This window comes from Leeuwenhoekiella palythoae, from assembly GCF_900130045.1.
GTDB lineage: Bacteria > Bacteroidota > Bacteroidia > Flavobacteriales > Flavobacteriaceae > Leeuwenhoekiella > Leeuwenhoekiella palythoae.
On record NZ_FQXT01000003.1, the window covers coordinates 150,375 to 175,526 of the forward strand.

The 25,152-nt window shown below is 39.4% G+C and carries 27 protein-coding genes; 10 read left to right on the top strand and 17 right to left on the bottom strand.

From position 1 onward, the window contains the following. The first annotated feature begins 75 nt into the window (after positions 1-75). Together BUA96_RS07850 and BUA96_RS07855 are read left to right on the top strand one after the other, a co-directional pair. Positions 76-672 (top strand): nitroreductase family protein, encoded by a 597-nt coding sequence (locus tag BUA96_RS07850; protein WP_072982040.1) that lies wholly within the window; start codon positions 76-78, stop codon positions 670-672. Between the two features lie 3 nt (positions 673-675). Then, a complete protein-coding gene (locus tag BUA96_RS07855; RefSeq protein WP_072982042.1) occupies positions 676-1,035 on the top strand; it encodes a hypothetical protein in 360 nt (119 codons plus the stop codon). Positions 1,036-1,191: 156 nt separating this feature from the next. Here BUA96_RS07855 and BUA96_RS07860 read toward each other — a convergent pair whose 3' ends face one another. From BUA96_RS07860 to BUA96_RS07870, 3 genes are all read right to left on the bottom strand, one after another. Beyond that, entirely contained in the window at positions 1,192-1,674 is a 483-nt protein-coding gene (locus tag BUA96_RS07860; RefSeq protein ID WP_072982044.1) for an arsenate reductase family protein, read from the bottom strand. Between the two features lie 14 nt (positions 1,675-1,688). Continuing rightward, positions 1,689-1,994, bottom strand: coding sequence for a ribosome hibernation-promoting factor, HPF/YfiA family (gene hpf / locus BUA96_RS07865; RefSeq protein WP_072982046.1), 306 nt, complete (start codon positions 1,992-1,994; stop codon positions 1,689-1,691). Between the two features lie 105 nt (positions 1,995-2,099). Further along, on the bottom strand, positions 2,100-3,080 hold the full coding sequence (locus BUA96_RS07870) for a TerC family protein (RefSeq protein WP_072982048.1): 981 nt from the start codon (positions 3,078-3,080) through the stop codon (positions 2,100-2,102). Positions 3,081-3,248: 168 nt separating this feature from the next. On the opposite strand from BUA96_RS07870, the gene BUA96_RS07875 reads away from it, so the two are divergent. The 4 genes from BUA96_RS07875 (at position 3,249) to BUA96_RS07890 (ending at position 7,200) form a co-directional block, all read left to right on the top strand. After that, the gene (locus BUA96_RS07875; protein ID WP_072982050.1) at positions 3,249-5,216 is read left to right on the top strand and encodes an aconitate hydratase; all 1,968 of its coding nucleotides are present in this window, start codon (positions 3,249-3,251) and stop codon (positions 5,214-5,216) included. 87 nt (positions 5,217-5,303) lie between these two features. After that, a complete protein-coding gene (locus BUA96_RS07880; protein WP_072982052.1) occupies positions 5,304-5,750 on the top strand; it encodes a nucleoside deaminase in 447 nt (148 codons plus the stop codon). A 4-nt stretch (positions 5,751-5,754) separates the two neighbouring features. Then, positions 5,755-6,600 (top strand): formate/nitrite transporter family protein, encoded by an 846-nt coding sequence (locus BUA96_RS07885; protein ID WP_072982054.1) that lies wholly within the window; start codon positions 5,755-5,757, stop codon positions 6,598-6,600. 42 nt (positions 6,601-6,642) lie between these two features. Next, positions 6,643-7,200, top strand: a complete 558-nt coding sequence (locus tag BUA96_RS07890; protein ID WP_072982056.1) for a DUF4251 domain-containing protein — start codon at positions 6,643-6,645, stop codon at positions 7,198-7,200. Here BUA96_RS07890 and BUA96_RS07895 read toward each other — a convergent pair whose 3' ends face one another. The 5 genes from BUA96_RS07895 to BUA96_RS07915 all read right to left on the bottom strand — a co-directional run bounded on the left by BUA96_RS07895 (position 7,201) and on the right by BUA96_RS07915 (position 10,076). Then, positions 7,201-7,380 (bottom strand): hypothetical protein, encoded by a 180-nt coding sequence (locus BUA96_RS07895; protein ID WP_072982058.1) that lies wholly within the window; start codon positions 7,378-7,380, stop codon positions 7,201-7,203. Positions 7,381-7,870: 490 nt separating this feature from the next. After that, positions 7,871-8,233: a hypothetical protein gene (locus BUA96_RS07900; protein ID WP_072982060.1), complete on the bottom strand. Its 363-nt coding sequence runs from the start codon at positions 8,231-8,233 to the stop codon at positions 7,871-7,873. Next, positions 8,230-8,430 carry a hypothetical protein gene (locus BUA96_RS07905; RefSeq protein WP_072982061.1) on the bottom strand — a complete coding sequence of 67 codons (201 nt, stop codon included), beginning with the start codon at positions 8,428-8,430 and terminating at the stop codon, positions 8,230-8,232. The genes BUA96_RS07900 and BUA96_RS07905 overlap by 4 nt, the downstream gene beginning before the upstream one ends. Position 8,431: 1 nt before the next feature. Next, positions 8,432-8,902 (bottom strand): nucleoside deaminase, encoded by a 471-nt coding sequence (locus tag BUA96_RS07910; protein WP_072982063.1) that lies wholly within the window; start codon positions 8,900-8,902, stop codon positions 8,432-8,434. Between the two features lie 574 nt (positions 8,903-9,476). Beyond that, positions 9,477-10,076 (bottom strand): DUF6642 family protein, encoded by a 600-nt coding sequence (locus BUA96_RS07915; protein ID WP_072982065.1) that lies wholly within the window; start codon positions 10,074-10,076, stop codon positions 9,477-9,479. A 226-nt stretch (positions 10,077-10,302) separates the two neighbouring features. Between BUA96_RS07915 and BUA96_RS07920 the strand changes: the two genes are divergently transcribed. Continuing rightward, complete coding sequence (locus tag BUA96_RS07920; protein WP_072982067.1) at positions 10,303-10,854, top strand: DUF4494 domain-containing protein; 552 nt, start codon at positions 10,303-10,305, stop codon at positions 10,852-10,854. A gap of 98 nt (positions 10,855-10,952) precedes the next feature. Here the strand turns inward: BUA96_RS07920 and BUA96_RS07925 are convergent, their stop codons facing one another. The 9 genes from BUA96_RS07925 to BUA96_RS07965 form a co-directional block, all read right to left on the bottom strand. Continuing rightward, a complete protein-coding gene (locus BUA96_RS07925) occupies positions 10,953-11,468 on the bottom strand; it encodes a tyrosine-protein phosphatase (protein ID WP_164916920.1) in 516 nt (171 codons plus the stop codon). A 170-nt stretch (positions 11,469-11,638) separates the two neighbouring features. After that, positions 11,639-12,652: a zinc-binding alcohol dehydrogenase family protein gene (locus tag BUA96_RS07930; protein ID WP_072982071.1), complete on the bottom strand. Its 1,014-nt coding sequence runs from the start codon at positions 12,650-12,652 to the stop codon at positions 11,639-11,641. Positions 12,653-12,730: 78 nt separating this feature from the next. Next, positions 12,731-13,405 carry a ferredoxin reductase domain-containing protein gene (locus BUA96_RS07935; protein WP_072982073.1) on the bottom strand — a complete coding sequence of 225 codons (675 nt, stop codon included), beginning with the start codon at positions 13,403-13,405 and terminating at the stop codon, positions 12,731-12,733. A gap of 177 nt (positions 13,406-13,582) precedes the next feature. Beyond that, positions 13,583-14,329 carry an MORN repeat-containing protein gene (locus tag BUA96_RS07940; protein WP_072982075.1) on the bottom strand — a complete coding sequence of 249 codons (747 nt, stop codon included), beginning with the start codon at positions 14,327-14,329 and terminating at the stop codon, positions 13,583-13,585. Positions 14,330-14,427: 98 nt separating this feature from the next. Further along, positions 14,428-17,301 (bottom strand): CHAT domain-containing protein, encoded by a 2,874-nt coding sequence (locus tag BUA96_RS07945; RefSeq protein ID WP_072982077.1) that lies wholly within the window; start codon positions 17,299-17,301, stop codon positions 14,428-14,430. A gap of 65 nt (positions 17,302-17,366) precedes the next feature. Continuing rightward, positions 17,367-17,858: a peptide-methionine (S)-S-oxide reductase gene (locus BUA96_RS07950; protein ID WP_072982079.1), complete on the bottom strand. Its 492-nt coding sequence runs from the start codon at positions 17,856-17,858 to the stop codon at positions 17,367-17,369. Then, positions 17,851-18,105, bottom strand: coding sequence for a peptide methionine sulfoxide reductase (locus BUA96_RS07955; protein WP_072982081.1), 255 nt, complete (start codon positions 18,103-18,105; stop codon positions 17,851-17,853). The genes BUA96_RS07950 and BUA96_RS07955 overlap by 8 nt, the downstream gene beginning before the upstream one ends. Further along, the gene (locus tag BUA96_RS07960; protein WP_072982083.1) at positions 18,105-19,667 is read right to left on the bottom strand and encodes a protein adenylyltransferase SelO; all 1,563 of its coding nucleotides are present in this window, start codon (positions 19,665-19,667) and stop codon (positions 18,105-18,107) included. Before BUA96_RS07960 ends, BUA96_RS07955 begins: the two co-directional genes overlap by 1 nt. Positions 19,668-19,794: 127 nt before the next feature. After that, positions 19,795-20,352: an Hcp family type VI secretion system effector gene (locus BUA96_RS07965; protein WP_072982085.1), complete on the bottom strand. Its 558-nt coding sequence runs from the start codon at positions 20,350-20,352 to the stop codon at positions 19,795-19,797. Between the two features lie 188 nt (positions 20,353-20,540). Here BUA96_RS07965 and BUA96_RS07970 point away from each other — a divergent pair, with 188 nt between their 5' ends. The 3 genes from BUA96_RS07970 to BUA96_RS07980 all read left to right on the top strand — a co-directional run bounded on the left by BUA96_RS07970 (position 20,541) and on the right by BUA96_RS07980 (position 25,105). Continuing rightward, entirely contained in the window at positions 20,541-20,804 is a 264-nt protein-coding gene (locus tag BUA96_RS07970; protein WP_072982845.1) for a hypothetical protein, read from the top strand. A gap of 117 nt (positions 20,805-20,921) precedes the next feature. Then, complete coding sequence (locus tag BUA96_RS07975; protein ID WP_072982087.1) at positions 20,922-24,059, top strand: WD40/YVTN/BNR-like repeat-containing protein; 3,138 nt, start codon at positions 20,922-20,924, stop codon at positions 24,057-24,059. A gap of 143 nt (positions 24,060-24,202) precedes the next feature. Next, positions 24,203-25,105, top strand: a complete 903-nt coding sequence (locus BUA96_RS07980; protein ID WP_072982088.1) for a DUF6268 family outer membrane beta-barrel protein — start codon at positions 24,203-24,205, stop codon at positions 25,103-25,105. Positions 25,106-25,152: the final 47 nt, after the last annotated feature.

A 25,152-nucleotide genomic window follows, 5' to 3' on the forward strand; every position in this document is an offset into this window, starting at 1 on the left:
TCACAAAGCGTTAAGAGTTTTTAAAAGTTGAGGCACAATCGGTATATGTGTAGTATATTTCTTTAAAAAATTATTATGCAAGAAATTACCAAAATTACACCTACAGCTTTTGAAATTATGGACGAGATCAAAACACGTTGGAGTCCGCGAGTGTTTGACGATGTTCCTTTAAGCATTTCTGAAGTTAAACAATTGCTTGAAGCCGGTAGATGGGCCAGCAGCAGCTATAATCAGCAGCCTTGGCGTATCATCTATGGTATTAAAGGGGATAAAGTTTATGATCAAATTTTAGATTGTCTGATTCCGTTTAATCAGGATTGGGCTAAAAACGCACAGGCACTGCTGGTAACGGCGTATAAGAAGACCAACTTTGATGGCGATCCTTATTTTCACGCTCCGCACGATTTAGGGTTGTTTATGGGCAATTTGGTGATTCAAGCGAATCATAACGGCATTGCAGCGCATCATATGGGCGGAATTGATCAAGAAAAAGCGCATAAAACATTTGAGTTTACTGATGATTTTGAGGTAGCTACAGCAGTTGCTTTAGGTCATTACGGCGGAAACCCTGATCGTCTGCCCGAAGAATTACAAGAACAAGAGGTAGACCCAAAACGTGAGCGTATGGCTATCAACGAATTTGCATTCAACGGAAATTTTAAATCAAAATAAGATATGAAACAATTTACAGTAGTGCTTGCCTTTTTGCTTTGTGCAGTGGTAGGGCAAGCCCAAGTTCAGTATTTGAAAGACAAACCGGCATATATTGAAAAACAAGCCGATTCCCTTACGCAGATTTATTCTAAGAAATTAGGATTAACTCCAAAGCAAGATTTACTTTTTAAAACCAATATTGGAGATTACTTGGTTCTGCGAGAGGAAGTAGAAAAGAAATACAAAGGAACCGAAAAACTCAATGAGTTATATAAAGTGAGTAAAAAAGAAAGTGGTTCTATGAGTGAGGTACTTACCGAACAGCAGTTTGAATTGTATGAAAAGATCAAATCAAGCATTCAGCCTATCGCCAGGCTTTAATCGATAAGCCATTACTTAAAAACTTTGTAAAGTTATCTAAGCTAGATTGCTAAGTACATTGAGTTCATAAAAAAACCGCGATGTTACAATCGCGGTTTTTTTAATGGCATCTTTTAAAGATTGAATCTTCTCAAGTTTGCCAAAATGTTTCAACATCTAGTTGTGATCACCTTTATCGGGTTTATCAATAAAATGTTCTTTTTTAGTTGTACTGCTTATAGTTGGCTCATCGTACATCATTTTTTTATCAAGACCGGCGCTGTCCACACCAAGAAATTCTTGCGCTTGGGTTGGATTAGTGACCTGTTTTACTTCATCTTTATGAATGATGATAGGATGTGCAAAAAGTTCCGGGCGATTTTTGATGATGTTGATATAATCATTCTCATCATAATCAGCCGTTTTCAATTCGTCATCATCGCTTACATCTTCAAAGCTCAGCAGATCTTTGATGGGTTTATTAAGTTCGTCTGCCAATTCAGCCCATTGGGTTCCTGTAAGTGGAGTTTTGGCTATATCTATCGTTTGTAACTCTTTGTCTTTTACAGCCGAAATATGCCCATACGTACGTTCTCCCGTGCGGGTAGTACTGCTATAAATAAGCGTTACTTGATTTTCATCTCTTGCAATTGATTTCATCGTTTTGGTTGATCTTAATGGTGAGACTTCATTTTGTCCTTGCGCTTTTTCAATTGAATATTCAATTCACGCGTAGCTTCTTTCACCGATTCGTGAAAACTCTTTGAACTATGATCTGCAAAGAGTCGTGGACCCGGAGCGCTCAAACGAATTCCGGCAATTTTACCGGTTTCATCGCTCGATGTATTTTCGATCTTAAAAAAGATATCGGCGCGTACTATGAAGTCATATTTATTAGCCAGTTTATCTAACTGCTCTTTGGTAAACTCTTCTAATGCTGCACTTGCTGCAACATCATGATATTCAAAATTATAGTTCATATATAGGTGTATTTTAAAGTATTACCTTAAAGTTAAGTAAAGCCAATGCCTCATCAATGCATTTTAGGCTTTCTTTGACACCTATACGTTAATGTGTTTTAAATTTTAAGGAAGTTCTTCAGCCTTTGCGGTATTGGCTTCGGGGTCCTGGCCGCCTTTCAGATAAATAGAAGCTAAGATTCCGCCTACTAATGAAACGACGATCACTCCTAGAGATAACCACTCCGGTATTTCAATTATATGCGAAAAGATCATCTTTAGACCTACAAAAGCCAAGATCACCACGAGACTATAATGTATGTATCTAAACTTCTGAAGCATTCTTGAAATCAAGAAATACATGGATCTTAACCCTAGGATCGCAAGAATATTGGAGGTAAATACCAGAAACGGATCTGCTGTAATGGCCAATATCGCTGGGATGCTGTCAAGAGCAAAAAGAATATCGGTAAGTTCGATCACGATCAAAGCAAGAAAAAGGGGAGTGGCTGCCTTTTTTCCTTGATCAATGATAAAAAAGTCGTGCCCTTCCATTTTAGTAGTAACCGGGAATAATTTTTTCACCCCTTTATAAACCGCAGAATCTTGAGGATCATAATCATCATCGTCGTTAGATTTCAACATTCTGTATGCTGTGATGAGTAAGAAACCTCCAAAAACGTAAATGATCCATTCAAATTTATTGATGAGCGCCACACCAAATACGATCATTAGAGCTCTAAAGATAATAGCGCCAAGAATCCCCCAAAATAACACGCGATGTTGATATTTAGGTGGAATTTTAAAAGAGGAAAAGATCACAGCGATCACAAACACATTATCAATACTTAAAGAAAGTTCGATTAAGTAGCCTGTGATGTATTTTAAAACTGCGGTGTTTGCAGTAATGTTGGTTGGGTTCTCGATCAATTCTGCGTTGAAAAGCCAGTAAATCACACCACTAAACGCCATTGCAATACTAAACCAGACCGCCGTCCAAATACCGGCTTCTTTACTTTTGATCACGTGATCGTGTTTATTAAAAACACCTAGGTCAAGTGCGAGACAAACTAATATAAAAGCGATAAAAATTCCCCAGACGAGCATATACAATTTTTGGTTAGACGGTGCTTAATACTATAATGCGTTATTCAAAATAGGCCGTAAAGTTAGCATAGTTTACAGGGCTTAAGCCGATTCTGGTTGTAAATTGCTGTTAAATAATTGTAGCCCTTTTTGTTTCTGATTAACTTCTAGGAAAACAAAAAAACTGCAATGAAACCACTAAATGTTACTCAAAAATTAATCAACGATCATCTTATTGAAGGGAAGTTAGCACCCGGAGAAGAAATAGGTCTCAAAATAGATCAAGCGCTGCTTCAAGACGCTACCGGAACTTTGGTGCAACTTGAATTAGAGGCTATGAATCTCGATAAGGCTAAAACCGAAGTTGCCGTGCAATATGTGGATCACAACTTACTGCAAACCGACTTTAAAAATGCGGATGATCACGCGTTTCTGCATAGCGCTGCTCAAAAATTTGGTCTTTGGTTTTCACGCCCGGGGAATGGTGTGAGTCATCCCGTACATATGGAGCGTTTTGGGAAGCCCGGTAAAACGCTTGTAGGTAGTGATAGTCATAGTTGCGCTGCCGGTTCTTTAGGAATGCTCGCCATTGGTACCGGTGGATTAGATGTTGCTGCCGCAATTGCTGGTCAGCCTTATTTTGTAAAAATGCCTCAAGTGATGGGGGTGAAATTAACGGGAAAATTACCAGATTGGGTAAGTGCTAAAGATGTGATTTTAGAAATGTTACGCCGTCACGATGTAAAAGGAGGCGTGGGTAAAGTGATTGAATATTATGGAGAAGGCCTAAAAGACCTCAGTGCGATGGATCGGCATGTGATTGCCAATATGGGAGCCGAATTAGGCGCCACCACTACTGTTTTTCCTAGTGATCAGGAAACCAAACGTTTTTTAAAATCTCAAGGTAGAGAAGAAGATTGGACCGAACTTATAGCCGATGAAGGCTGCTCTTACGATTTACATGATCATATAGAACTTGATAAATTAGTACCACTCATCGCGCTGCCTACCAGTCCGGGGAATGTGGTTCCGGTGAGTGAAGTAGCCGGTAAATCTATTTCTCAGGTGGTGATCGGTTCTTCTGCAAATCCCGGACTTCGTGATTTCTGGATCGCAGGAGCTATCGTAAAAGGAAAATCAGTGAATCCTGATGTTTCGTTTGATGTGAACCCTACAAGTAGGCAGATCATTCAGAATATGATCGACACCAAAGCTTTTGCTAATCTGATAACCGCAGGTGCCCGTTTTCATCAGAGCGGTTGTATGGGGTGTATAGGAATGGGGCAAGCACCAGCAAGCGGAACGATTAGTTTGCGTACGATGCCGCGTAATTTCCCGGATCGTTCAGGAACTAAAGATGACCAAGTGCATTTGTGCAGTCCGGAAACCGCCGCAGCTTCCGCATTGACCGGAAAAATTACCGATCCTCGGGATATCGCTTCACTTTACGATATGAAATATCCCAAGTTTGAAGATCCAGAGTTGCACATTATCAATGAAGATATGTTGGTAGCTCCGGCTGAAGATGGAAGCAAAGTAACGCTTAAAAAAGGGCCTAACATCAAATCTTTACCGCATATCGAAGCTTTACAAAGTGATTATGAAGTACCTGTGCTTTTAAAAATGCAGGATAATATTTCTACAGACGAAATTCTTAAGGCAGGGGCAGAAGTGCTTCCGTTTCGTTCTAATTTACCGGAAATCAGTAAGTACAGCTATACGGTTATTGACGAAACTTTTTACGATCGTGCAATGGCCACCAAAGAAAAAACAGGCGGACATATTGTGGTTGCCGGTGACAATTATGCACAGGGGAGTAGTAGAGAACATGCGGCTTTAGCACCAAAATATTTGGGTCAGGTTGCTGTCATCGCTAAAAGTTATGCACGAATCGCTTGGCAGAATCTGGTGAACTTCGGAATTCTTCCATTGGAGTTTGAAAATCCAGACGACTTAGATAAAATTGAACAAGGAGATACCGTTATGCTGAAAAATCTACGACAACTCGTAGAGCAGCGAGAAACTATTGAAGTGCTTATTAAAAAAGAAACCGGGGAAGTTGCTATTCCAACAAAGCACAGTTTGAGCGATCGCCAAATACGCGTATTGCTCAAAGGTGGAATCATCAATGATTTTAAAGAAAAACTTTCCGCCTAAACGGTTCAAAACCATTTTATAACAAAATTTAGGGACGAATGCTCAAATGCACTTGGTATTTTTGACATTCGTCTCTTTTATATACATATGGAACAACAACTACATGAAAACTTCTTAAGAAAAGCCATTCATTGGGCTAGGCAAGGAAAAGCCAGCAAAGGAGGAGGAGCCTTTGGAGCAGTCATCGTCAAAGATGGAATCATCATCGCAGAAGGTCATAATAGCGTAGGGGCCAGTACAGATTGTACCCAACACGCAGAACTAGCGATGATTCAACAAGCTTATGTAAAAATGCGAACTAAGAGTCTAACAGGGTGTATTTTATATACCAGTTGTGAGCCGTGCTTAATGTGCCTAGGAGCCACGCGCTGGGCCGAACTTGATGCTGTTTATTATGGTGCATCTGCGACAGATGCTAAAGAAGCCGGTTATATTTATAGCGATCTGTTTTACAATTCGCATAGCGGAAAGAGACATCAAGAATTTAAACTCAAGCAACTGCTACGCGACGAAGCCGTAGCCGTATGGAATTAATACTATGAGCGAAGAAGAAGTAAAACAAGAAAACATAGACAAGGAACTTGAGAAATCTGAAGTTTCTGAAGATTCGCAGGCCAAAAGTCACGGCGAAATCCTCAAAGAGCAAATTTGTGAAGGAAAAAAAATATACACGCTAAGCACCAGCAGTGTTTTGGTAAGTTCGCTCACAGCAGGTTTAGAGCTGGGTTTCAGCTATATGATGCTGTGTAGTGTATTTTTCCATTTTTCAGATTCCTTTAGCGATTCAACCCTGTTTAAATTGATCGCGCTGGTGTATCCATTAGGATTCATTTTGGTTGTTTTAGGGCAGTCTATCTTATTTACAGAACAAACCTCTTTATTGACACTTCCGGTATTAAATCGAAAGCACAGCTTAATGAGTTTACTACGTATTTGGGGACTTGTAATTTTTGGGAATTTACTAGGAGGGTGGTTGATCGCTTTGGTATTGATGTGGATCGGGCCACAATTAGGAATTTTTGAGGTGGAAACTATGGTCAGCATTGGCGACCACGTAGCCCATTATACATTACCAGTCATCTTAGTCAGCGCAATACTTGCCGGCTGGATGATGGGCTTGCTATCTTGGTTGGTGACTTCGTCTAAAGACACGGTAAGTCGCATCATCATTATCTTTCTGATCACTGCTACTATGGCTTTTGTAGGATTGCATCACAGTATAATTGGGAATATTGAAGTGTTTTGTGCTTACGTGTTGGGAGATGAGATCAGTCTGGGGCGTTATGTATGGGTACAATCTACTGCGCTGATCGGTAATGCGATTGGAGGTGCATTTTTTGTAGCCTTGCTTAAATATCGCGCCTTTGTCAATAATGTGAATTAAGAAATGGAATCATTTTTGTTTCCATTATGTAAAATAAAATCTATGAAAAATTTAGTTGTAATAGTACTGGCATTTGGAGTATTGGGTTGCTCTGGAAGTAAAATAGCGGCAGATAGCAATACTGAACTGAATCAATGGATTGAATCTGGGACTTATGCAATTGAATCACAATGGGCGTCACCAATGCCAACATCGGCGTTTATGGCCGTAGCCAATTCAAATATTTTAGGACCGGGAAATAACGCAAACCGCATCAATTTAATCGGAAACCCTAATCATTTACGTGTGTACAATGATAGTATCGATGTGCACCTGCCATTTTTTGGGGAACGCTTTATGGGCGGAGGATACAACCAGAATGGTTCGGGAATTGAGTTTAAAGCACCTATAAAGAATTATACCGTAAGCGTAGCAAAGGGATATTACCGCGTTAAATTTTCCGCAGCCGATCGCACCGAAAGCTATAACATCGTTTTAAATCTGTATCCTAATCAGACCGCTAACATTGCGGTAAACAGTAGTCAGCGTGCAGCGATTCAGTATCAAGGGCGTATTGAAGCCTATGATCCTGATAAAACTGAAACTGAAAGTGAAAAGTAATTAGCGCTTCTTCAATACAAAAGGAACTAAAAGCGCAGCCATCGCAGCAATGACAATTCCGCCAATAGCACCTAATTTTAGTGAATTGAATACATTGTGTGTATCTAAATAGTAGAATCCAAACACAAAAGCTGTCACAATAATAAAGGTGATTATAAAAATCTTTGGTCGTTGTTTCATGACTTTTTTCTTTAAGTTACTAGATATGCAGCAAAGGCTCAAGAGTTGTGTTAGTCAAACTTAAAAACTAAGAAGAATATAACACTTGTAGGGAACAGGTGTTAATTTTATAACACACAGAGATAGATAATGGGATTCGTGTCGAAAATATTCTATTTTACATAATGTAAATTATAATACAAAAGTAAACTATTTAAGAATATGCCACATTCAAATAAAATAGCCGCTTTGGGTTACAGCGTATAAATCGCTTATTCTATACAATGGTCCGGAAATTTTAAAATACGCGATTCTCAGGGATTGAAAAATTAAAAGCTCAGTTAAGTTTAAATGACTTTATTATAGTTTCTAGTTCACATAATTCTTTCTTTCCATAACGGTTACTAGAAACTCCAAGACTTAATGTATAGATCAAATCATTTTTTGGATTTTCAACAGTGACGTACAGTACCTTTAAAGGAATTGTATCAACTTGTTCCTTTACTAAATTCTATATTGATTTCTTGTTGAACATCATTGTAGTTCCAGACTCAATAACATCAAACTTACGTTCGATATCTTGCTGTTGTTCGTCAAGCGTCTGCTTAGGCTGAGAATTTTTCATTTCTACGATTCCAAAAAATTTAAAAGCATCCTTCTCAAATACTGCTGCATTAAGGCCGTTTTCTATAATTACGGGATTCCAATCTTTATTAGGTAAAGTAACTGAATATCGATTTCCACTCCCCTTTAAAACTAATCCTTTAGTTAAATCTGTTTTTTTACACGTACAGTCTTTCATAAACTCTGACTTTTCAGTTGTCAAAATCATAGAAAGTAAACCTTTTAGAAAAAGTAAAATTTTATAATTCATTGTCCTTTTTTATCAGCCTTTTTTAAACTATACCAAGTTGTCAAAGTCATAAAACCACCAAAAATCAAAAAATTAATTACAAATTTCCAAAGACTGAACTCCTGCCCATCATAATAGTCAAATGCGGCCATAATTGCAGCGTAGACCCCTCCTCCTACGCACCCACCTATTAAAAGCGATTTCAGTCTTGATTTCATTTTAATACTCGGTTTTATCTTCTTTTACTGCCCATTCCTGAAAAGGTTTGATCGCAACTTCGGGAGCCAACTGTTCAAAGGGAATGCTTCGATCAGCGTAAGGTAGTTTCAATTCTTCGTAGATAAAATCATCGTCAAAGCCTATGTGTGCTGCATCGGTTTTGGTGCTTCCGTAGTACACCTTTTCAGGTCGTGCCCAGTAGATCGCACCTAAACACATTGGGCAAGGCTCACAGGAGGTATAAATCGTACAGCCTTCTAATTGAAACGAACCTAAGTTTTTACACGCATCGCGAATGGCCGTGACTTCGGCGTGCGCCGTAGGATCATTGGTAGACGTGACTTTGTTGTTGCCTTTGCCAATGATCTTTCCGTCTTTGACGATCACACAGCCAAAAGGTCCGCCCTCATTGTTTTGCATTCCTTTAAGCGCCGCGGTTACGGCTTCTTGCATATAATGTTTATGATCCATTATTATCGTTGTTTTGGGTAAAGATAAATTTTAGAAGATAGATTAAAGATAAGAGAACAAAGAGAAAAGACAGGGATTGAGATACAAAATGGGAAAAACAAAATACGAAGTGATTAGTTTGTAGTTGGCGGTCACAGTTGGCATTGCGCGTTACTTGTTTTATTTCAGATATAAAGATAGGCAGGTACTGATTTTGAATAAACTAGAACTTCTATTTGTATTTCTTTTTTGCATCGCCCAAAAAAGAAACAAAAAAGTCTAGGCTTACAGAAGCTTCTCTAAATTTTATGTTCACTTCGCTGCATGCACTTAACTCGGCCGCAAGCCTCAAACAGAACCGCCTGCTACCCTACGCTCACTGCAAATTTAACAAGAAGCTTCTGATAGGCCGCTGCAGACGTTCTAAGAGACTTTAGATTCCAGAATTGAGATGTTAGATAAGAGAATAAATGGAAATGACAGGGATTGAGATACGAAATCGGAAAAACAAAATACGAAATGATTAGTTAGCAGTTGGCAGATGACCAGGCTATGCTTGTTTTACTACACATCTAAAAGTACGCTGGGATGCCTTTTAATAGTACATTCTAAAATCTAATACTTTACAAGCTGTAAAGTGCTTTTGATGAAGCTCTTCTACCACATTAAAAATATCATCATCTTCATTAAATAAATTAAAGAACACTTTATCCAGATTGGCACTACTCACTCCGCTAAAGGCATTGCCATAGCCCGAAACTGCTCTGGCATTGGTGATATCCAAAAAATACTGGGCTTCCTCTTCATCAAGGTCTAGAACTTTAGCATTAGAAAAGTGAACGATTTTTCCTCTTAATTTTCCTTCAAAAAGCTCTGCGATCTCCTGAAAACTGTAGTTGTACCCATTTAGAGAAATGCTATTGGCAGCACCGGTCATTACGAGGTAAATGATTTCGTATTCCTTGAAATAATGATCGTCCATAATCAGCGTGTTTAAACTCGTCTCCAGACCTTCAATGGTATCGCAGGTTTGATAAATACTGGCCACACCAAATTGAAGCGCCAACTCTTCCAGACTTTTTTGCACTTCTGTAAGTGCGTCAACCGCTACATCTTCAACCCCTTCTAAACAATAGATAAATTTATCAGGATCCAGGTCATAGTTTTGGGGTACTTGGGTTCTTTTTTCCAGCATTTTTAAGTTTCATAGCATTTCATACAAAGTTAGCATTTAAAGTTCCCTTTTGCATAATAGGAAGATATACCGACGGCTATTTAAAACAAATTTTATTTTCTATTGGTGTAAGCTCCTACGTGCTAGCGGAATAAATTAAAGCATTTCAGTTTGTGAATATCTCAGCTTAGATTGTGCTTGTTTGGCCTTGTAAAACGGTTATTTTTGGCGTCCAAAAATTTGATTTATGAGCGTAATCTGGTACGAATGCAAAGTGAAATATCCTAAACTTGATGAAGTTTCAGGGACTAAAAAATTAAAAACAGAACCGTTCTTGGTAGACGCAGTATCGTATACCGAAGCCGAAAAGCGCATTACCGAAGAAATGCAGTTATACCTGAGTGACGGCGAAGGGATTTTGATCACCAACATCAAAGTGGCGAATTATGCTGAGATACACCCTTTTGAAAATGCAGATCGCTGGTTTAAAGCTAAGATCTCTTTGATCGCTTTTGACGAAGAAAGCGGAAAGGAACGTAAAACTAACGAGTATCTACTGGTTCAAGCCAATGACGTAAAAGAGGCTTACGAAAATACGATGCACGCGATGAAAGACACGATGGGCGAATTTAGTATCCCATCTATTGCAGAGTCTCCTATTGTTGATGTATTCCCATATTTTACCGGTGAGGAGGAAAATTCAGAGCGGCTGGAAGAATTTCTTAGACTCAAAGAATCTGTTCCTGCCGACAATGCCGAAGATGAAGCTTTAGCGATGGAAGATTCATTAACAGCTTAGCCCATAAAAAAAGCGTTGATACTTAAGATCAACGCTTTTTTATGTTGGCCTTCCCGGGAAATATTATCACTAAGGCATTTTATTTTAGATGTTTTTCCTTATTGACCAGCGGCCAGTTCACTAGTTTTTATATCCAAAGCCGTCCTAAAGTATTGTGTATCTAAATCGTTTATCAGATCAATAACATTAGGATACCAGTCTTCGTGATAACCCAAGGCTTCAATGCGTAATTCTTCAATGGCGCGGGCTTTGCTCCAACCTTCAAAAACAATACGATATGCTGCGCTGATGGCTCCGGTGCGATCGCTACCATGCCAGCAATGAATGAGTACCGGTTTTTCGGCATTTTTAATCGCAGTCAAGGCAGTCAGCAACTCTTCTTCTGTGAGTTCGCCTGCTCTTAATGGCATCCAAACCAGCTCCATATCTGTATCTCTGGCTTTTCGATCGTCTTTCCAAAGCCTTCTAAAATTGAGAACGGTTTTGATTCCGAGTTTATCAAGTTCGCCAAATCCTTTTCTGCTGGGTTGCTCTGAGCGGTATAAAGAATCGCTTACTTGGTATAAATTATCGAGATATTGACATTCAACTTCAGAACAAAAATCTTGAGCCATAATTGACAAAGTGCATAAAAAACTTAATATAAGTATTAACGTGGACTTCATCATGTTACTTTTTAATTTTCAAGTTAACGTCGTTCAAATACTAACGTATAATTACATTTATAGTATTCAGAAATTGTACCAAGTACAACTTATTTCGCTGTTTTTGCTATTTTGGAAGCTTAAAATAGGATGACATTCTTACCAATGCTTTTGCCGCTTTCCTGCAATTTATGCGCTTCTTTCAAGTTGGCTACCGTAAAACCATTGAAGGTTGTAGTGAGTGTAGATTGTATGGTTCCCTCCTCTAAAAGCTCTGCGAGATGATTTAGAATATTGTGCTGGCGTTGCATATCTGCAGTTTCATACATAGAGCGTGTATACATCAATTCCCACGAAAAAGTCACGCTTTTATTCTTCAATAGATTCAAGTTTAAAGGATCACTACTGCCGGTAATACTTACAATATGCCCCTGAGGTTTGATCAATTCAGCAGCGGTTTCCCAATAGCTTTTAAGATCAACACAATCAAAAATAAAATCTACCTGCTCAATACCCTTTGCTGCCAGTTCGTCTTTGAGATCATAGTGGTTGACCACACTATCGGCGCCCATTTGTTTACACCATTCCACAGTTTCCTTACGTGATGCGGTTGCGATCACCGTGAGATCAGTAAGTTTTTTTGCAAGTTGAATGGCTATAGATCCAACACCTCCGGCTCCGGCAAGAATAAGTAGTATTCTGCCCTTGTCTGTAGCCGGATTGTATTTAAACCGATCGAAAATAGTTTCATAGGCAGTCAAACTCGTTAATGGAATCGCTGTAGCTTCGGCAATACTTAAATTCCTTGGTTTGCGCCCCACGATACGTTCGTCAACCAGTTGGTATTCGGCATTACTTCCGCTTCGCGTTAGATCACCAGCATAAAAAACTGCATCTCCCACGTTAAAAAGAGAGACCTCCTCTCCTACTGCTTCAACAATTCCTACTGCATCCCAACCTATAATTTTAGGACTATCCAAAACTTGGTCTTTTACAGCATTCTGCCGAATCTTATAATCTACCGGATTGACAGAATTTGCCTGAACTTTTATCAGTAGATCTCGCCCTTCGGGCTTTGGGATTTCAGTTTCAAAAGCAATAAAGCTTTCTTCTTCGTTTATAGGTAATGATTGTTTAAATCCAATCGCTTTCATCAAATTGTATTTTTAGTTTATTGGCATCGCCAAAGCGTTTAATTTTCCTAGGCTAGCCCCGAATTTAATCGGGTAGAATTACTCCATAGCTTCTTGAACGATTCGTTCTTCTGTAACGCCCATTTTTTTAAGATCCTTAATTACGGATTCCATCATGGGTGGCGGTCCGCAGACATAGAATTTTTTTAACGTGGTGCTGTTGATGTTCTTATTTAAAAAGGCTTTATCAATGTGCCCGTATGCATAGTCTGTATCTTCTTGTTCAGAAAGAATATTGATAAAATCCTCTTCTAAAAGGGCCTCGAGTTCCGGAGCGTAGATGATGTCTTCTTCTTTTTTATTGGCAAAGATGAGTTTGTTCCCGTTGACTTTTCCTTCTTGTTCTAATTTTTTAAAAATGGACAAAAATGGTGTGATCCCGGCGCCACCGGCAATAAATACTCCGGTTCCTTGATAAGATATTGCTCCCCAAGCCTCATCGATGATGAGTTCGTCTCCATTTTTAAGTTTACCTAAGCGTTGGGTAACTCCGTTATGGTCAGGATAGGTTTTAATAGTAAACTGTAAAACATCTTCTTCGGGTAAATTTGTGAATGTAAAGGGTCTTTTTTTCTCTTTCCATTTAGCTTTATTGATGGCTACTTCTGTAGCTTGTCCTGGTGTGAAATCAAATCCTTGGGGTTTTTCAGTCTCAATATGCAATACATCGTGGTTAATAAAATGAATTTCATTGATTTTTACGGTATAACTCATAATTTAAATTGGTTAATTCTTTTAAAGTTAAGAAGACTGTAGCGGCTTGTATACCAAGGTTTTCTTAAGGTTGGCGTTAATGTTTTGTTAGGAATCATAGTTTTGAAAACAAAAAAGAAAGGTTGAACGCTTTAATAGCATTCAACCTTCTTATCGGCATTCTTAAGGTTTTACAAACTAATACCGTTCCACCAATTGATTGTCTTTAAACAACGCTCCAACAAAATTATTCTGTTTCATATTTACGAGAATGTATTGTCCGTCTGCTTTTGGACCTACCGAAATATAAGCGGCTTCGTTTGCTCCATTATCGGTCATTGTAATACTGAATTTAAAATATGGCGTATGTTGTTCGGTCTCTAATGGTGGCATAAAAAAGTCTGATGTCTTGGTCTCGATGTGCATCATCTCACCATAGGTAAATCTTCCGTTTTCAAACTTTCCCGAAATAATAGTGTTGTTTTGGAAATAGATCCCGTAATCGTCAATACAATCCCCAGAAATACACGTAGCATCTGCAATATCCTGAGGCGTGAAGGTTTTACGACTAAGCACTTGCCCCTGATCGTAGCTGATCAATTCTCTTGAAAACCCTTGTGAAGAGCGCACCTCTCTGATGTGATCTCCTATTTTAATTCCTTTTTCAAACAGGCCTGAGGTTCGTCCTTCCCCCTCATCGTATACGGTAAATCCGTCTGGTTTACCCTCTTTAAAGTTGGAATAATAATAATCACTGGTTTTATTCTGGCTATAGCCTACACCGTTATACAATCCATTTTTATAGAAACCGTGGTATACATCGCCGGTTTCTTTATTGTAATAAAAGCCGTAACCGTTTTGGCAATCACCTTTAGAACATGGCGTTTCTTGTGCAAAACTTACTGCGCACAGAAAAAATAAACTGCTTAAAATAAGTGTTTTCATAATTGAGGTTTTTTAATCAGTAATCGAGATTGAAAGTATTTGATTTTTACAGCTTAAAGCTATAAAGGATGCCGGCACTCTTCAATACGGCAGTTGCCCTATTTACCAGTGTAGATGAACGGTGCCCAGTATTGCGGACTCGACAGGTCTACATATTTATTGTAAGAACCTTTAATAAATTCGCGTTTGACTTCAGTGCTGGCGGTGAGATAGTCTTTATTTTCCTGAAAAATCTTGTAATAAAGACTTTTGGTATAAACACTAGTCCCGTAGTCATTAACAGACCAAAGTGTGGTTAAAGTAGCATTAGCTCCCGCCATTAACATAGCCTGATTAAGACCTTGAACCCCATCTCCCGGAACCAATTTCCCCAAACCGGTCTGGCAGGCACTGAGAAACATAAAGTCGGTATCAATATCAAGTTGGGCCATTTCCTTTACGGTGAGCATTCCGTCCTCCCCATCTTTTGGATAACTAAACACCGAAAATGCGATCCCGCTAAGGTCAAAAACAAATGGATGTGTTACCGCATGACTTGATAAATGAATGCTTCGGTAGTGGTGCAATGCTCCTTCCCTACTCATTTTTTTAAATTCGTTTTCGGTCATTTGAGTATCCAAACGCAAATCGGTTTTTGGCACCAATTCTTTTATCGCAAGCACTTCATCTTTTGCGCCTTTCAGGTATTTCATGGCTTCGCTAGAAAAGGTTGCAAATGCATAATCTAAAGGTTCGTTTTTCTGTAACGATTCTTCCACGTCAAGCTCTAAGCGTTTAATATCTGCAGCCGATTCTAAATCACGCCCGGGATTGGCCCGCTTTTGATATTTAGCATCGCCAAAGGCAAGCACATTCTTCTCATAATTGGTTTTAGGTCGCTTGCGCAATGTAATAAGTGTACTGCCGGCAGGAACATAGCCTATTTCATAATCTTCTACGAGATAACGCCCTTTATTGTTTTTAAAACTTTCAAAAGGCAGAAAATGCAACACACCATCTGCCGCAATGTAAATACGTTTTTTACCTTTAAACCAAGGTTCTATGCGGCTCATCATATCGATGAAAAAAGAGTTAGCAATATAATCTCTATAGGCCGTATCCGTATATTCTTCACGTACCTCACCGCCTTCGTTAGGGTTTAAAAAATTGCGATACAGTTCTGCCAAAAGCACAAAATCACCCTTCTTGTATTGATTAAATCCTGCTTCATCCAGATTGCGGTATACCGTATATTTTGGTTGACGTAATTCGCGTTGCGCCATAGCCTTCTCGATGGCTCCAATTTCTGTATTACGATCTACATAAACCCGCATTAAAGCTCCTATGGTATTTATATATCTATAATTTATGTCGTTCTTGGTAATCACCGCAGCCATATAAACACCTTCATTGACATTACCGCGCATCACATCAACATAATAAACCAAGGCCTCGTCAGCTTTTAGGCCATGCTGAATTTCACTAAGGCTTAGCGTAGGAATTTCATCTTGTGACGCGAGTAATCCATTAGCTTTTAACTCCTCCATTACAGAGAATATTTTTTCTTTCTGATTACTCTCAAAAAGGCAAGCGATCAGGTTTCCTCCTATTTTAGTAAAAAGATCAAGCTGCGCAGTACGTTGTGATCCTGTTGTTTCGCTGACTTTCGGCTTTTGACGTTTGAAAGCTTTTTCATAAAAAGGAACTGCTTCAGCATATTTTTTCTTCATTCCCAACTGCAAACCATAATCATACAATTCAATAATATCTGTGGAATTAATATTGGTTTCAATGGCTACTGAGTTATCCTTATAAAATTTTAGGGATTGAAGATTGCTAAGCAGGGTTTTACCAAATTGAGGATGCTCTTCATAACCGTTTTGTTTCATATAGTTTACACCAGCTTCTGCATACTGAAGTCCTTTCTCTTTATCCCCGCCATAGGTCAAGGCCCTCGAAAGATTATAATACCCCATCATTTTAACATCGGGATTTGTCACCTTGTTCATAAAATTCTGAGCACCTTCTGCCAGCTTATACGCCTCTTTATAGCGCTCTAATTGCACTAATGAAAACAGCTGATTGTTTAAAGCTAGCATCAAGGTCGAATTGGAATAGGTGAATTGCGGTAGCTCATTACGCATAATGACTGCAAGAGTGATATTCTCCTCATAATTTCTATTTACCTCATTGATTTTTGAAAGAATATCGTAGAGCTTAAATTTCATCATCGGAGCAGTTTTAGGATTTGAAAACTGCAGTTTAAGCTCCGGAATTAATACGTGTGCTTGTTGCCAATTATTCCAAAATGTAATCAAAGCAAGGGTTTCTAAGGCTACATTGTAATAACTTACCGGAAAGTTACCAGCGTCCATTTGCTGTTTTACAGGTTCTAATACTTTCAAATAATGCTCTGGACCTTTTTGAATAATATCCTTTGGAGAAGCGCTGTATATAGGATTAAACTTTTCCCAAAAAACCATCATATTCTTTGAAGCCTCAGCTTTATAAACATCGAGCATACGTTGCGCTTGTTGTACTTGTGAAGTCGTAAACGTTTTTTTATAATAATTAACCGCCCCTTCTAAGTACGTTACAGATCTTTTGAAATCCTCCGGCGGATGCGGATAAAAACTGTATTCCCAAAGCAGTTGCTTAGCTCGTGGTAGATCTTTGGCAAAAAAAGCATAAGCAATAGCAGATTGCGCCAAACGATCGTAAATAGGTTCCATATCATAGGCCGTCTGAATGAGTTGTGCTCCTATAATCGGTTCTTGAGACAAAGCAGCTCTCGAGATCCCTACTTCAAAATAGAGGTCTGTATTAGTATAAAAAGCATCTAGCAACTTGAAGCCTACATTAAAGGCCTCCTTGTTATTGCCCGCCTTTTTTAAGGCTGTAAATTTGGTGTAATTTTGATTCTTATTGATGTCGTAAGGTCCTTGCGCCCATAATGAAGAGCTAAAGACGAGCAATAAAACTAATATTCTCATAGATCGCAGTTTTTACGATCTAAAAATAGGATTGGATTCTATGAGCAATCAATACGGCAATTGCCCTATTTGAGACGATTACTATATTGTTTTAAGAGAAACTGAAGTTTTGGAGCAATATAGCGTTCACAAAATGGCTTCTCCGGATTGCTTCGGTAATAATCGTGCAGGCTCTCTCGCGAAGCTTGAAAACGCTGGAAAGGCAAAATTTGAGTAATTAAGGATTGTTCAAATTCATTTTGTAACTGCGTAAGAATGTGCTGTACCTCTCGTTTTTGTTCTTCGGTAAAACAATAAACCGCAGAACGGTATTTAGACCGAAAACTATGATTTGAAGTGCTTTTATGCGTGTGCAAGTGAATCTCAATAAGAATCTCTAAAGAAATAATTTGTGGATTAAAATGAATGATCACGCCTTCTGAAAATTCTTCAAAAGGTGGGTCTGAAGCAACATATCCTTGTTCTACTTTCTCAACTCCTTTTAAGGCTTGGAAGACTGCTTCGGTACACCAATGGCAACCGCCACCTACAGCTATTTTTTCTAATGAATTAGTCAATAATTCTTACTTCTTTTAAAAACGTAATCACTTTTAATTCCGGCATTTCGCAAGGTTTCAGCAATTCACCCATTTTAGTCTCGTAATAATTAAGGCTAATGAAATCAGTTCCTCCCAACTCTTTTGCGTAAATCTTTGTGCTTTTACCTTCGTTGAAATCGGTACGGGTTATACTGTACTTCCGGTTGTTATAAAATCCTTCGGAATATCCCTCGGGAATGCGTGATATTGTGGATTTAAGTTTCATTACGAACTGCACGAAAGCATAGAACAGCCTACCTTATCTCTCGCCCATTCGGGACGCTTGGCATACCATTTTTCGTATTCTGGTTGGTCATCATAGGGTTTTTTTAGTAGTTGATACAATTCGTCGATCAAGCTATAATCTCCTTTATCAGCGGCGTCAATCGCCAGCTGCGCCATATAATTGCGCAACACGTATTTAGGATTGGTCGCATTCATTGCTTTCTTACGCGCTTCATCGCTTTGTTGATCTTGCTGCAAACGTGTTGAATAGGCTTGAAACCACTGCTTCCACTGGTTTTGTATTTTTTCTGAAATCTCTTCAGTAGTATAAAAAGCTTCCGAAATCAATGTCAATCCATCAACTGAAGCATCCTTTTTAAAATCTGCCAGTTTTCTAAAGAAAATGGTCATATCAGTTTCTGTTGCTTGAAGACATTCCTCGAGATCTGCTATAAGTTGCAGATCACTTTCCTCAGGCGCCTCAAGACCCAATTTGTCCGCCATCATTTGAAAAGATCTCTTAGCATAGTCTTCTTTGTACCGATCTAAAATTTCTTCAAAACCGTCTGCCTCCTCAACAAGTGGATAAAGCGCATTGGCCAATTGATATAAATTCCATAAGCCAATATTAGGTTGGTTTCCGTAGCGATAACGCTTGTGTTGTCTGTCGGTCGTATTGGGCGTCCAGCCCCATTCAAAACCTTCTAACCAACCGTAAGGTCCGTAATCTATGGTAAGGCCGAGAATTGACATATTATCGGTATTCATAACGCCGTGTACAAAGCCCACCCGCTGCCAATGAATGATCATCTCAAGCGTGCGCTCTGAAACTTCAGCAAAGAACTTTAAGTAGTTTTCTTTAGAAGAAGCATCCAACTCTGGAAAGTAGTTTTCAATGGTAAAGATTACCAATTTTTGCAATCCCGCAATATCATTGCGCGAAGTAAAAATCTGATAATTCCCAAACCGAAGAAAAGAAGGCGCCACCCGACAGACAACAGCTCCTTTTTCATACGCCGGATTACCATCGTACATTACATCACGTAAAACCGAATCTCCCGTCAATGCTAAAGACAACGCACGCGTAGTTGGGATTCCCAAATGATGCATCGCTTCACTCATTAAATATTCACGAATACTTGAGCGTAAAACTGCTAGGCCATCAGCAGAGCGTGAATAAGGCGTCTCCCCTGCTCCTTTGAGCTGCAATGCCCAATGCTTATTATCGTTATCGATCTCAAATAGATTGATCGCACGACCATCTCCCAATTGTCCTGCCCAATGTCCAAATTGATGGCCGCCATACAACATAGCGTACGGATGCGTATCCGGTAAAACCGCATTTCCTGTAAAGACTTCTAAGAATTCCTTGCTTTCAGCCTCTTCTTCTGATATTCCTAAAGCATTCAACATTTCATCAGAAACGTGCAGTAGTTGCGGCGCTGCAGTTTCCTTAGGAGATACAAAAGAGTAATAACCCTGCATAACCTGTCTTCTTGAGTTTTCAAAATTAGGATCTGCCGGAAGCGCTTCTGTAAAAAGGTTATTGATGTTAAATTGCATAAATCAGAATTTGTAGGATATTGGTTTGGTCGGTTTATTTAATGAAACTTATCAAATAGTATCCTAAATACAAAAGTCCGATCACAAACCTTGTGATCGGACTTTAAAAAACATGAAATTATGGCTGTTAACTCCCTGTGCGCAGTGCATACTCAAATTCGACTTCTTCTTCTAACCTTCCGTTGTTATTGAATTGTTTATACAAACTGTTTATTTTTTCAAAAGACAAGGTCCAATATTCTTGAGGTTTTGAATCCTTTTCATTTGCTTCCATCTTAAATGATGTGATCCTAACATTGTCTAACTCGTAAATAAGATAGTCGTTGATTCCGCCAGATGAATTTGTAGAAAAGGTTAGAATTACATTACGCAGCGTTTTATTTCTTGCCAGAAAATCAAGCATCGTATTGCTCGCAAGGTCGGTATTCTTGCCAATGCTAATCCCTGAAAATGACGTGCGGGCGCGGGTTCTTCCTGACAAAGCAGCATCGGGAATACTAACTTCCCATGAAACTTGAGTTAACTCAATCTCCTCTTCGTGTCCTTGCTGTTGAGATTCTCCTTCAATATCCGGAAGTTTAAGATACATACTTGTTTGTGCATTCATTGTGGCAAACCCCAATAAAACCATTAAAATTAAAGTGATGATCGTACGTGCCATAAGTCGTTCGGTTTTTGATTTCATCAAAATTAGCGGGAACGTAATTGAATTTAAGCAGGGGAATAACCCTATTTCTGGGGGCTATTCCCTTATATTTTCAGTTTTTACACATCCTTAGCATTTACTATTAAACTTATATTAAAGTGCTTAAGCAAATTGATAATGGAATAACCTTTGACTACTTTAGAGGTATAAACTATAAAAGAAAAATTATGACAACTAGAAATCAAAATGCAGGAATAGCAGCAGCGCTTTTAGGATTAGCAGGTGGACTTTTTGCTTGGTGGAGATATAACAACGCAACTCCAGAAGAGAAAGCGCGCTTAAAAAATAAAGTAAATGAGTTGGGTACTAAATTAAAAGATACCTATACTGAAGTTGAAGATACCGTATCTGACAACGTTGCTACCCTTAAAAACAAGCTGGCTAAAGAGCAACAAAATGCAGCAGATCAAGCTGAAAAAATTGCAAGCTAAACCAAAAACGATATCCCCTAAATTAAAGAGCGACAAGTTTGTCGCTCTTTTTTTATATCCAAGATTTTCCTTTTTATAGTATTTTTAAGAAGAACTTAATCTTACAAGCTACTGCCTATGCGCTATAACTTTACCTCATTCTTACTCATTTTCTCCATTGCTTTTTGTGCTGCTCAAGATGTAAATACCTATTTCAAACCTTTAAAATACCGCAGTATAGGTCCGTTTAGAGGCGGTCGAAGCAACTCGGTTTCCGGAGTTGTTGGCGATCCCTTAACCTATTATATGGGTACTACCGGTGGCGGACTTTGGAAAACGGCAGACGCCGGGCAACACTGGGAAAATATCTCCGATGGATATTTCAAAACCGGTTCTGTGGGGGCGGTCGCGGTTTCAGAATCTAATCCTAATATTATTTATGTAGGTATGGGTGAACACGCCATTAGAGGGGTGATGACGACCTATGGCGACGGGGTTTATAAATCTACAGACGCGGGAAAAACCTGGACGCATCTAGATCTTGAGAACACGCAACAGATCGCCCGAATTGTTATACATCCACAAAATCCTGATGTAGTGTATGTGGCTGCTCAAGGCGCTATGCAAGAAGCCACTCCTGAGCGTGGAGTTTACAAATCTACAGATGGCGGTGCTTCTTGGGAACAGGTTCTTTTTGTAGATAAAAAGACCGGAAGTACCGAGCTTTCTATGGATATGAACAATCCTAATGTTTTATATACCGCAATGTGGCAGCATCAACGTACTCCCTGGAAGATGATCAGCGGCGGAGCAGGAAGTGGATTGTACAAATCTACAGACGCCGGAAAAACCTGGAAAGTTCTAAAAGAAGGTCTACCCGAAGAAATGGGGAAAATGGCGATTGCGGTAAGTAGAGCAAATCCCGATAAAGTTTATGCCTTGATTGAAAGTGATAGTGAAAAAGATTTAGGCGGACTGTTTGTCTCTGACAATGCCGGTGCCTCTTGGAAAATGATAAGCGGTGATAACAGATTGACCCAACGTGCCTGGTATTACACTGAAGTTTTTACCGACCCTAACAACGAGCAGACCGTTTACGTGCTGAGTGCTCCTGCCCTACGCTCTACAGATGGCGGCGCAACCTGGGAAACACTTTCAGGAACGCACGGGGATTATCACGATTTATGGATCAATCCGGCGAATTCTAAAAATATGGTGATTGGTAATGATGGCGGGGCGGCGATCTCTTTCAATTATGGAGCTTCTTGGTCTTCTCAGGATATTATGCCTACGGCACAATTTTACCGCATTAGCACAGATAATTTGTTTCCGTATAATATTTATGGAGGTCAGCAGGATAATACTTCAGTAAAAATAGCAAGCCTTTCCTTAGGCAGCGGAAGCATTGGTCGGCAGGATTGGACATCTTCCGCCGGAGGCGAAAGTGCATTTTTAGCTTTTGATAAAGACGAGCCTAGATACGTATATGGCGGAAGCTATCTGGGTACGATTGAAGTGCTCGATATGCAGACCAAAATGAGTACCAAAGTAATGGCGGCGCCCATTCAGTATCTAGGGAAAGCGGCGCGAGATATGAAATATCTTTTCAATTGGAATGCGCCTATTATCTATTCTCAACACGAGCCCAATACTGTTTTTCACGGCGCCCAAATGGTTTTAAAAACTACAGATCAAGGAAGAACCTGGACGGAATTCTCCCCAGATCTTACGCGTAATATTGATGAAAAACAAGGCAAAGGCGGTGGCCCGTATACGGTTGAGGCAGTAGGTGCCGAAAACTACGGAACCCTAAGCTACATTATTGAATCGCAGCACGAAAAAGGAGTATTTTATACCGGAAGTGATGACGGTTTAGTTCATCTAACTCGCGACAATGGCGCTTCTTGGCAAAACATCACACCCAAAGGACTTGAGGAAACCTTGATCAACGCTATTGAGGTTTCTCCGCACGATCCGGGAACCGTATTTATCGCCACAACACGCTATAAATTCAACGATTACACTCCGGCGCTATATAAATCTACGGATTACGGAAAAACCTGGAAATCCATAAACAATGGAATTCCATACGGCGCTTACACGCGCGTGGTTCGCGAAGATCAGGATCAAGAAGGCTTGTTATATGCTGGTACTGAACAAGGTGTTTATGTTTCTTGGGATGCCGGCGCTTCTTGGGAATCTTTGCAGCTCAACTTACCCATCACACCAATAACTGATTTAAAAGTGCATCAAGGTGATCTCATCGTGGCTACTTCGGGGCGCTCCTTCTGGATACTTGATGATCTTAAATTATTGCAGCAATATTCAGCAAATGCAGATCAATTTCAATTATTTGAGCCGAAAAATGCTATCTATGGAAGTTGGTATTCTGCTTTAAACGGTAGCGATCCGGACTTTGACGGGACTTCAACATTTGAAGGTGTGAACCCGGCTAATGGAAGCGAGATCTACTATAATTTGCCCAAACTGAAGGATTCCATAGCAATTGAACTAACGATTAAAACCCAAGACGGGACCTTGATCAATTCCTTTTCGTCAAACGCAGATGAGAATTTCAGCGCATATGCCGGCGGACCGTCGCCTACCCCAACACTTTCGGTTGATCAAGGTCTAAACCGTTTTGTTTGGGACGGCAGATATCCTGAGCTTCCCGGAGTCCCGGGCGTGTATATTGAAGCAAGTTATGCAGGGCATAAAGTAGCGCCTGGAACGTATACCTTAACGCTGACGTACGGCAGGGAAAGTCAAAGCACCACTGCAACAATTCTTCCTAATCCTAATCTAGATATTGATGCTACTGATTTTGAAGCGTATCACGAACTCATGAACGTGATGGAGCAACGCGTGACAGCGATGCATACACTCGTGAACCAACTTAAAACTGCCGAAGAAGAAATCGCAAGCTTATTACCAAAATTAAAAGCTAAGAATGCAACGGCCTTAGTAGAACAAGGAGAAGCTTTGATCAACGATTTAAACGCTTGGGATTCTAAAATGGTTCAGCGCAAATCTAAAGCTTATGATGATGTTGAGAATTTTGAAAATAAATTTTCAGCAAATTATATGTTTGTAATGAATCAGACTGATAGTGATATTCCGCGGGTAAATGCTTCAAATAAAGCTGAATTTGATCGTATGAACCAAGAATGGGAATCTCTAAAAGTCGAAGGATTAAACCTTCTTGAGACAAGAATACCAAACTATAACGCCGCCCTGTGGAAAGCAGGTATAGGAGCTATACCCACTGCAGAATAATCATTCAAAGAGCAATTAAACATAGAAAGGAATTTCCACTTATCAGGAAATTCCTTTTTTTTGGCACCGTCAAAGGCTTTAAAATTTGTTTCTATTTGTGCCTTTGAGCTTGCTTATAAGTCGTTCTTAACTATATTCGTTATATGAGAATCTATATTCTGAGCGGTTTGCTCTTCTTCAGTATTCAAATAAACTTTGCTCAGGACTACATTGATTTGGCGAATCTCTCGTATTCCCTAACGCCACAAAATCAATTTGAATCGAGCAATGCTCAAACTCAGGTTGAAGAATTGGAATTTCAGTTTACGTTTCCGCAGGTTTTAGATGAAAAAAATACGTTGATCGCTAATGTTATGCTTGAATCTAATGCCTTGCGCTTAGACCCGTCTTTAGCCGATAGAACTACGCTGGCATCCTTAGGTTTAGCGCTAGGATTCAATCATAGGTATTCTGAAAAGTTAGCAATAACCTATTTGGTCATACCTAAAATCGCATCAGATTTAAAACAGATCACCGGTCAAGGTTTTCAATTAGGCGGTTTGGCGTTGGCTACGCTAAAAAAGAATGAAAACCTCAATTATAAATTTGGTTTATATGCCAACACCGAAGAATTCGGACTGTTTCTAGTGCCTTATGTGGGGTTTTATTATTTGAGTCCGTCTAAACGTTTTGAAGCCTATATCACCACGATCAACGGCGACATCAATTATATGCTCACAGAAAAAATTAATATAGGTGGTGACGTCAATGGTCTTACGTCAAGCTATGCGCTTGATGATCCTTATTTTGGAAGTTCGCCTGAATACTTTGCTAAAAACACCACTGAATTTTTTGCGTATGTACGCTACCCTGTTGCTAAAAATCTCTTCTTAAAAGCCAAAGCCGGATACAGCATTACACGCACCTATAAAGTATTTGAACAAAGCGATAAAGTAGATTTAGGTTTGAGTTTATTTTTCTTAGGCGATGATAGAAATTTACTCAATACCCCATTGCAAAAAGGAGCGTTATTCAAATTAGAATTGCTCTATAGGTTTCCTCTATAAAAAAAGAGGCTGCCTTTTTAGGCAGCCTCTACATAAGTTTAAGTTCT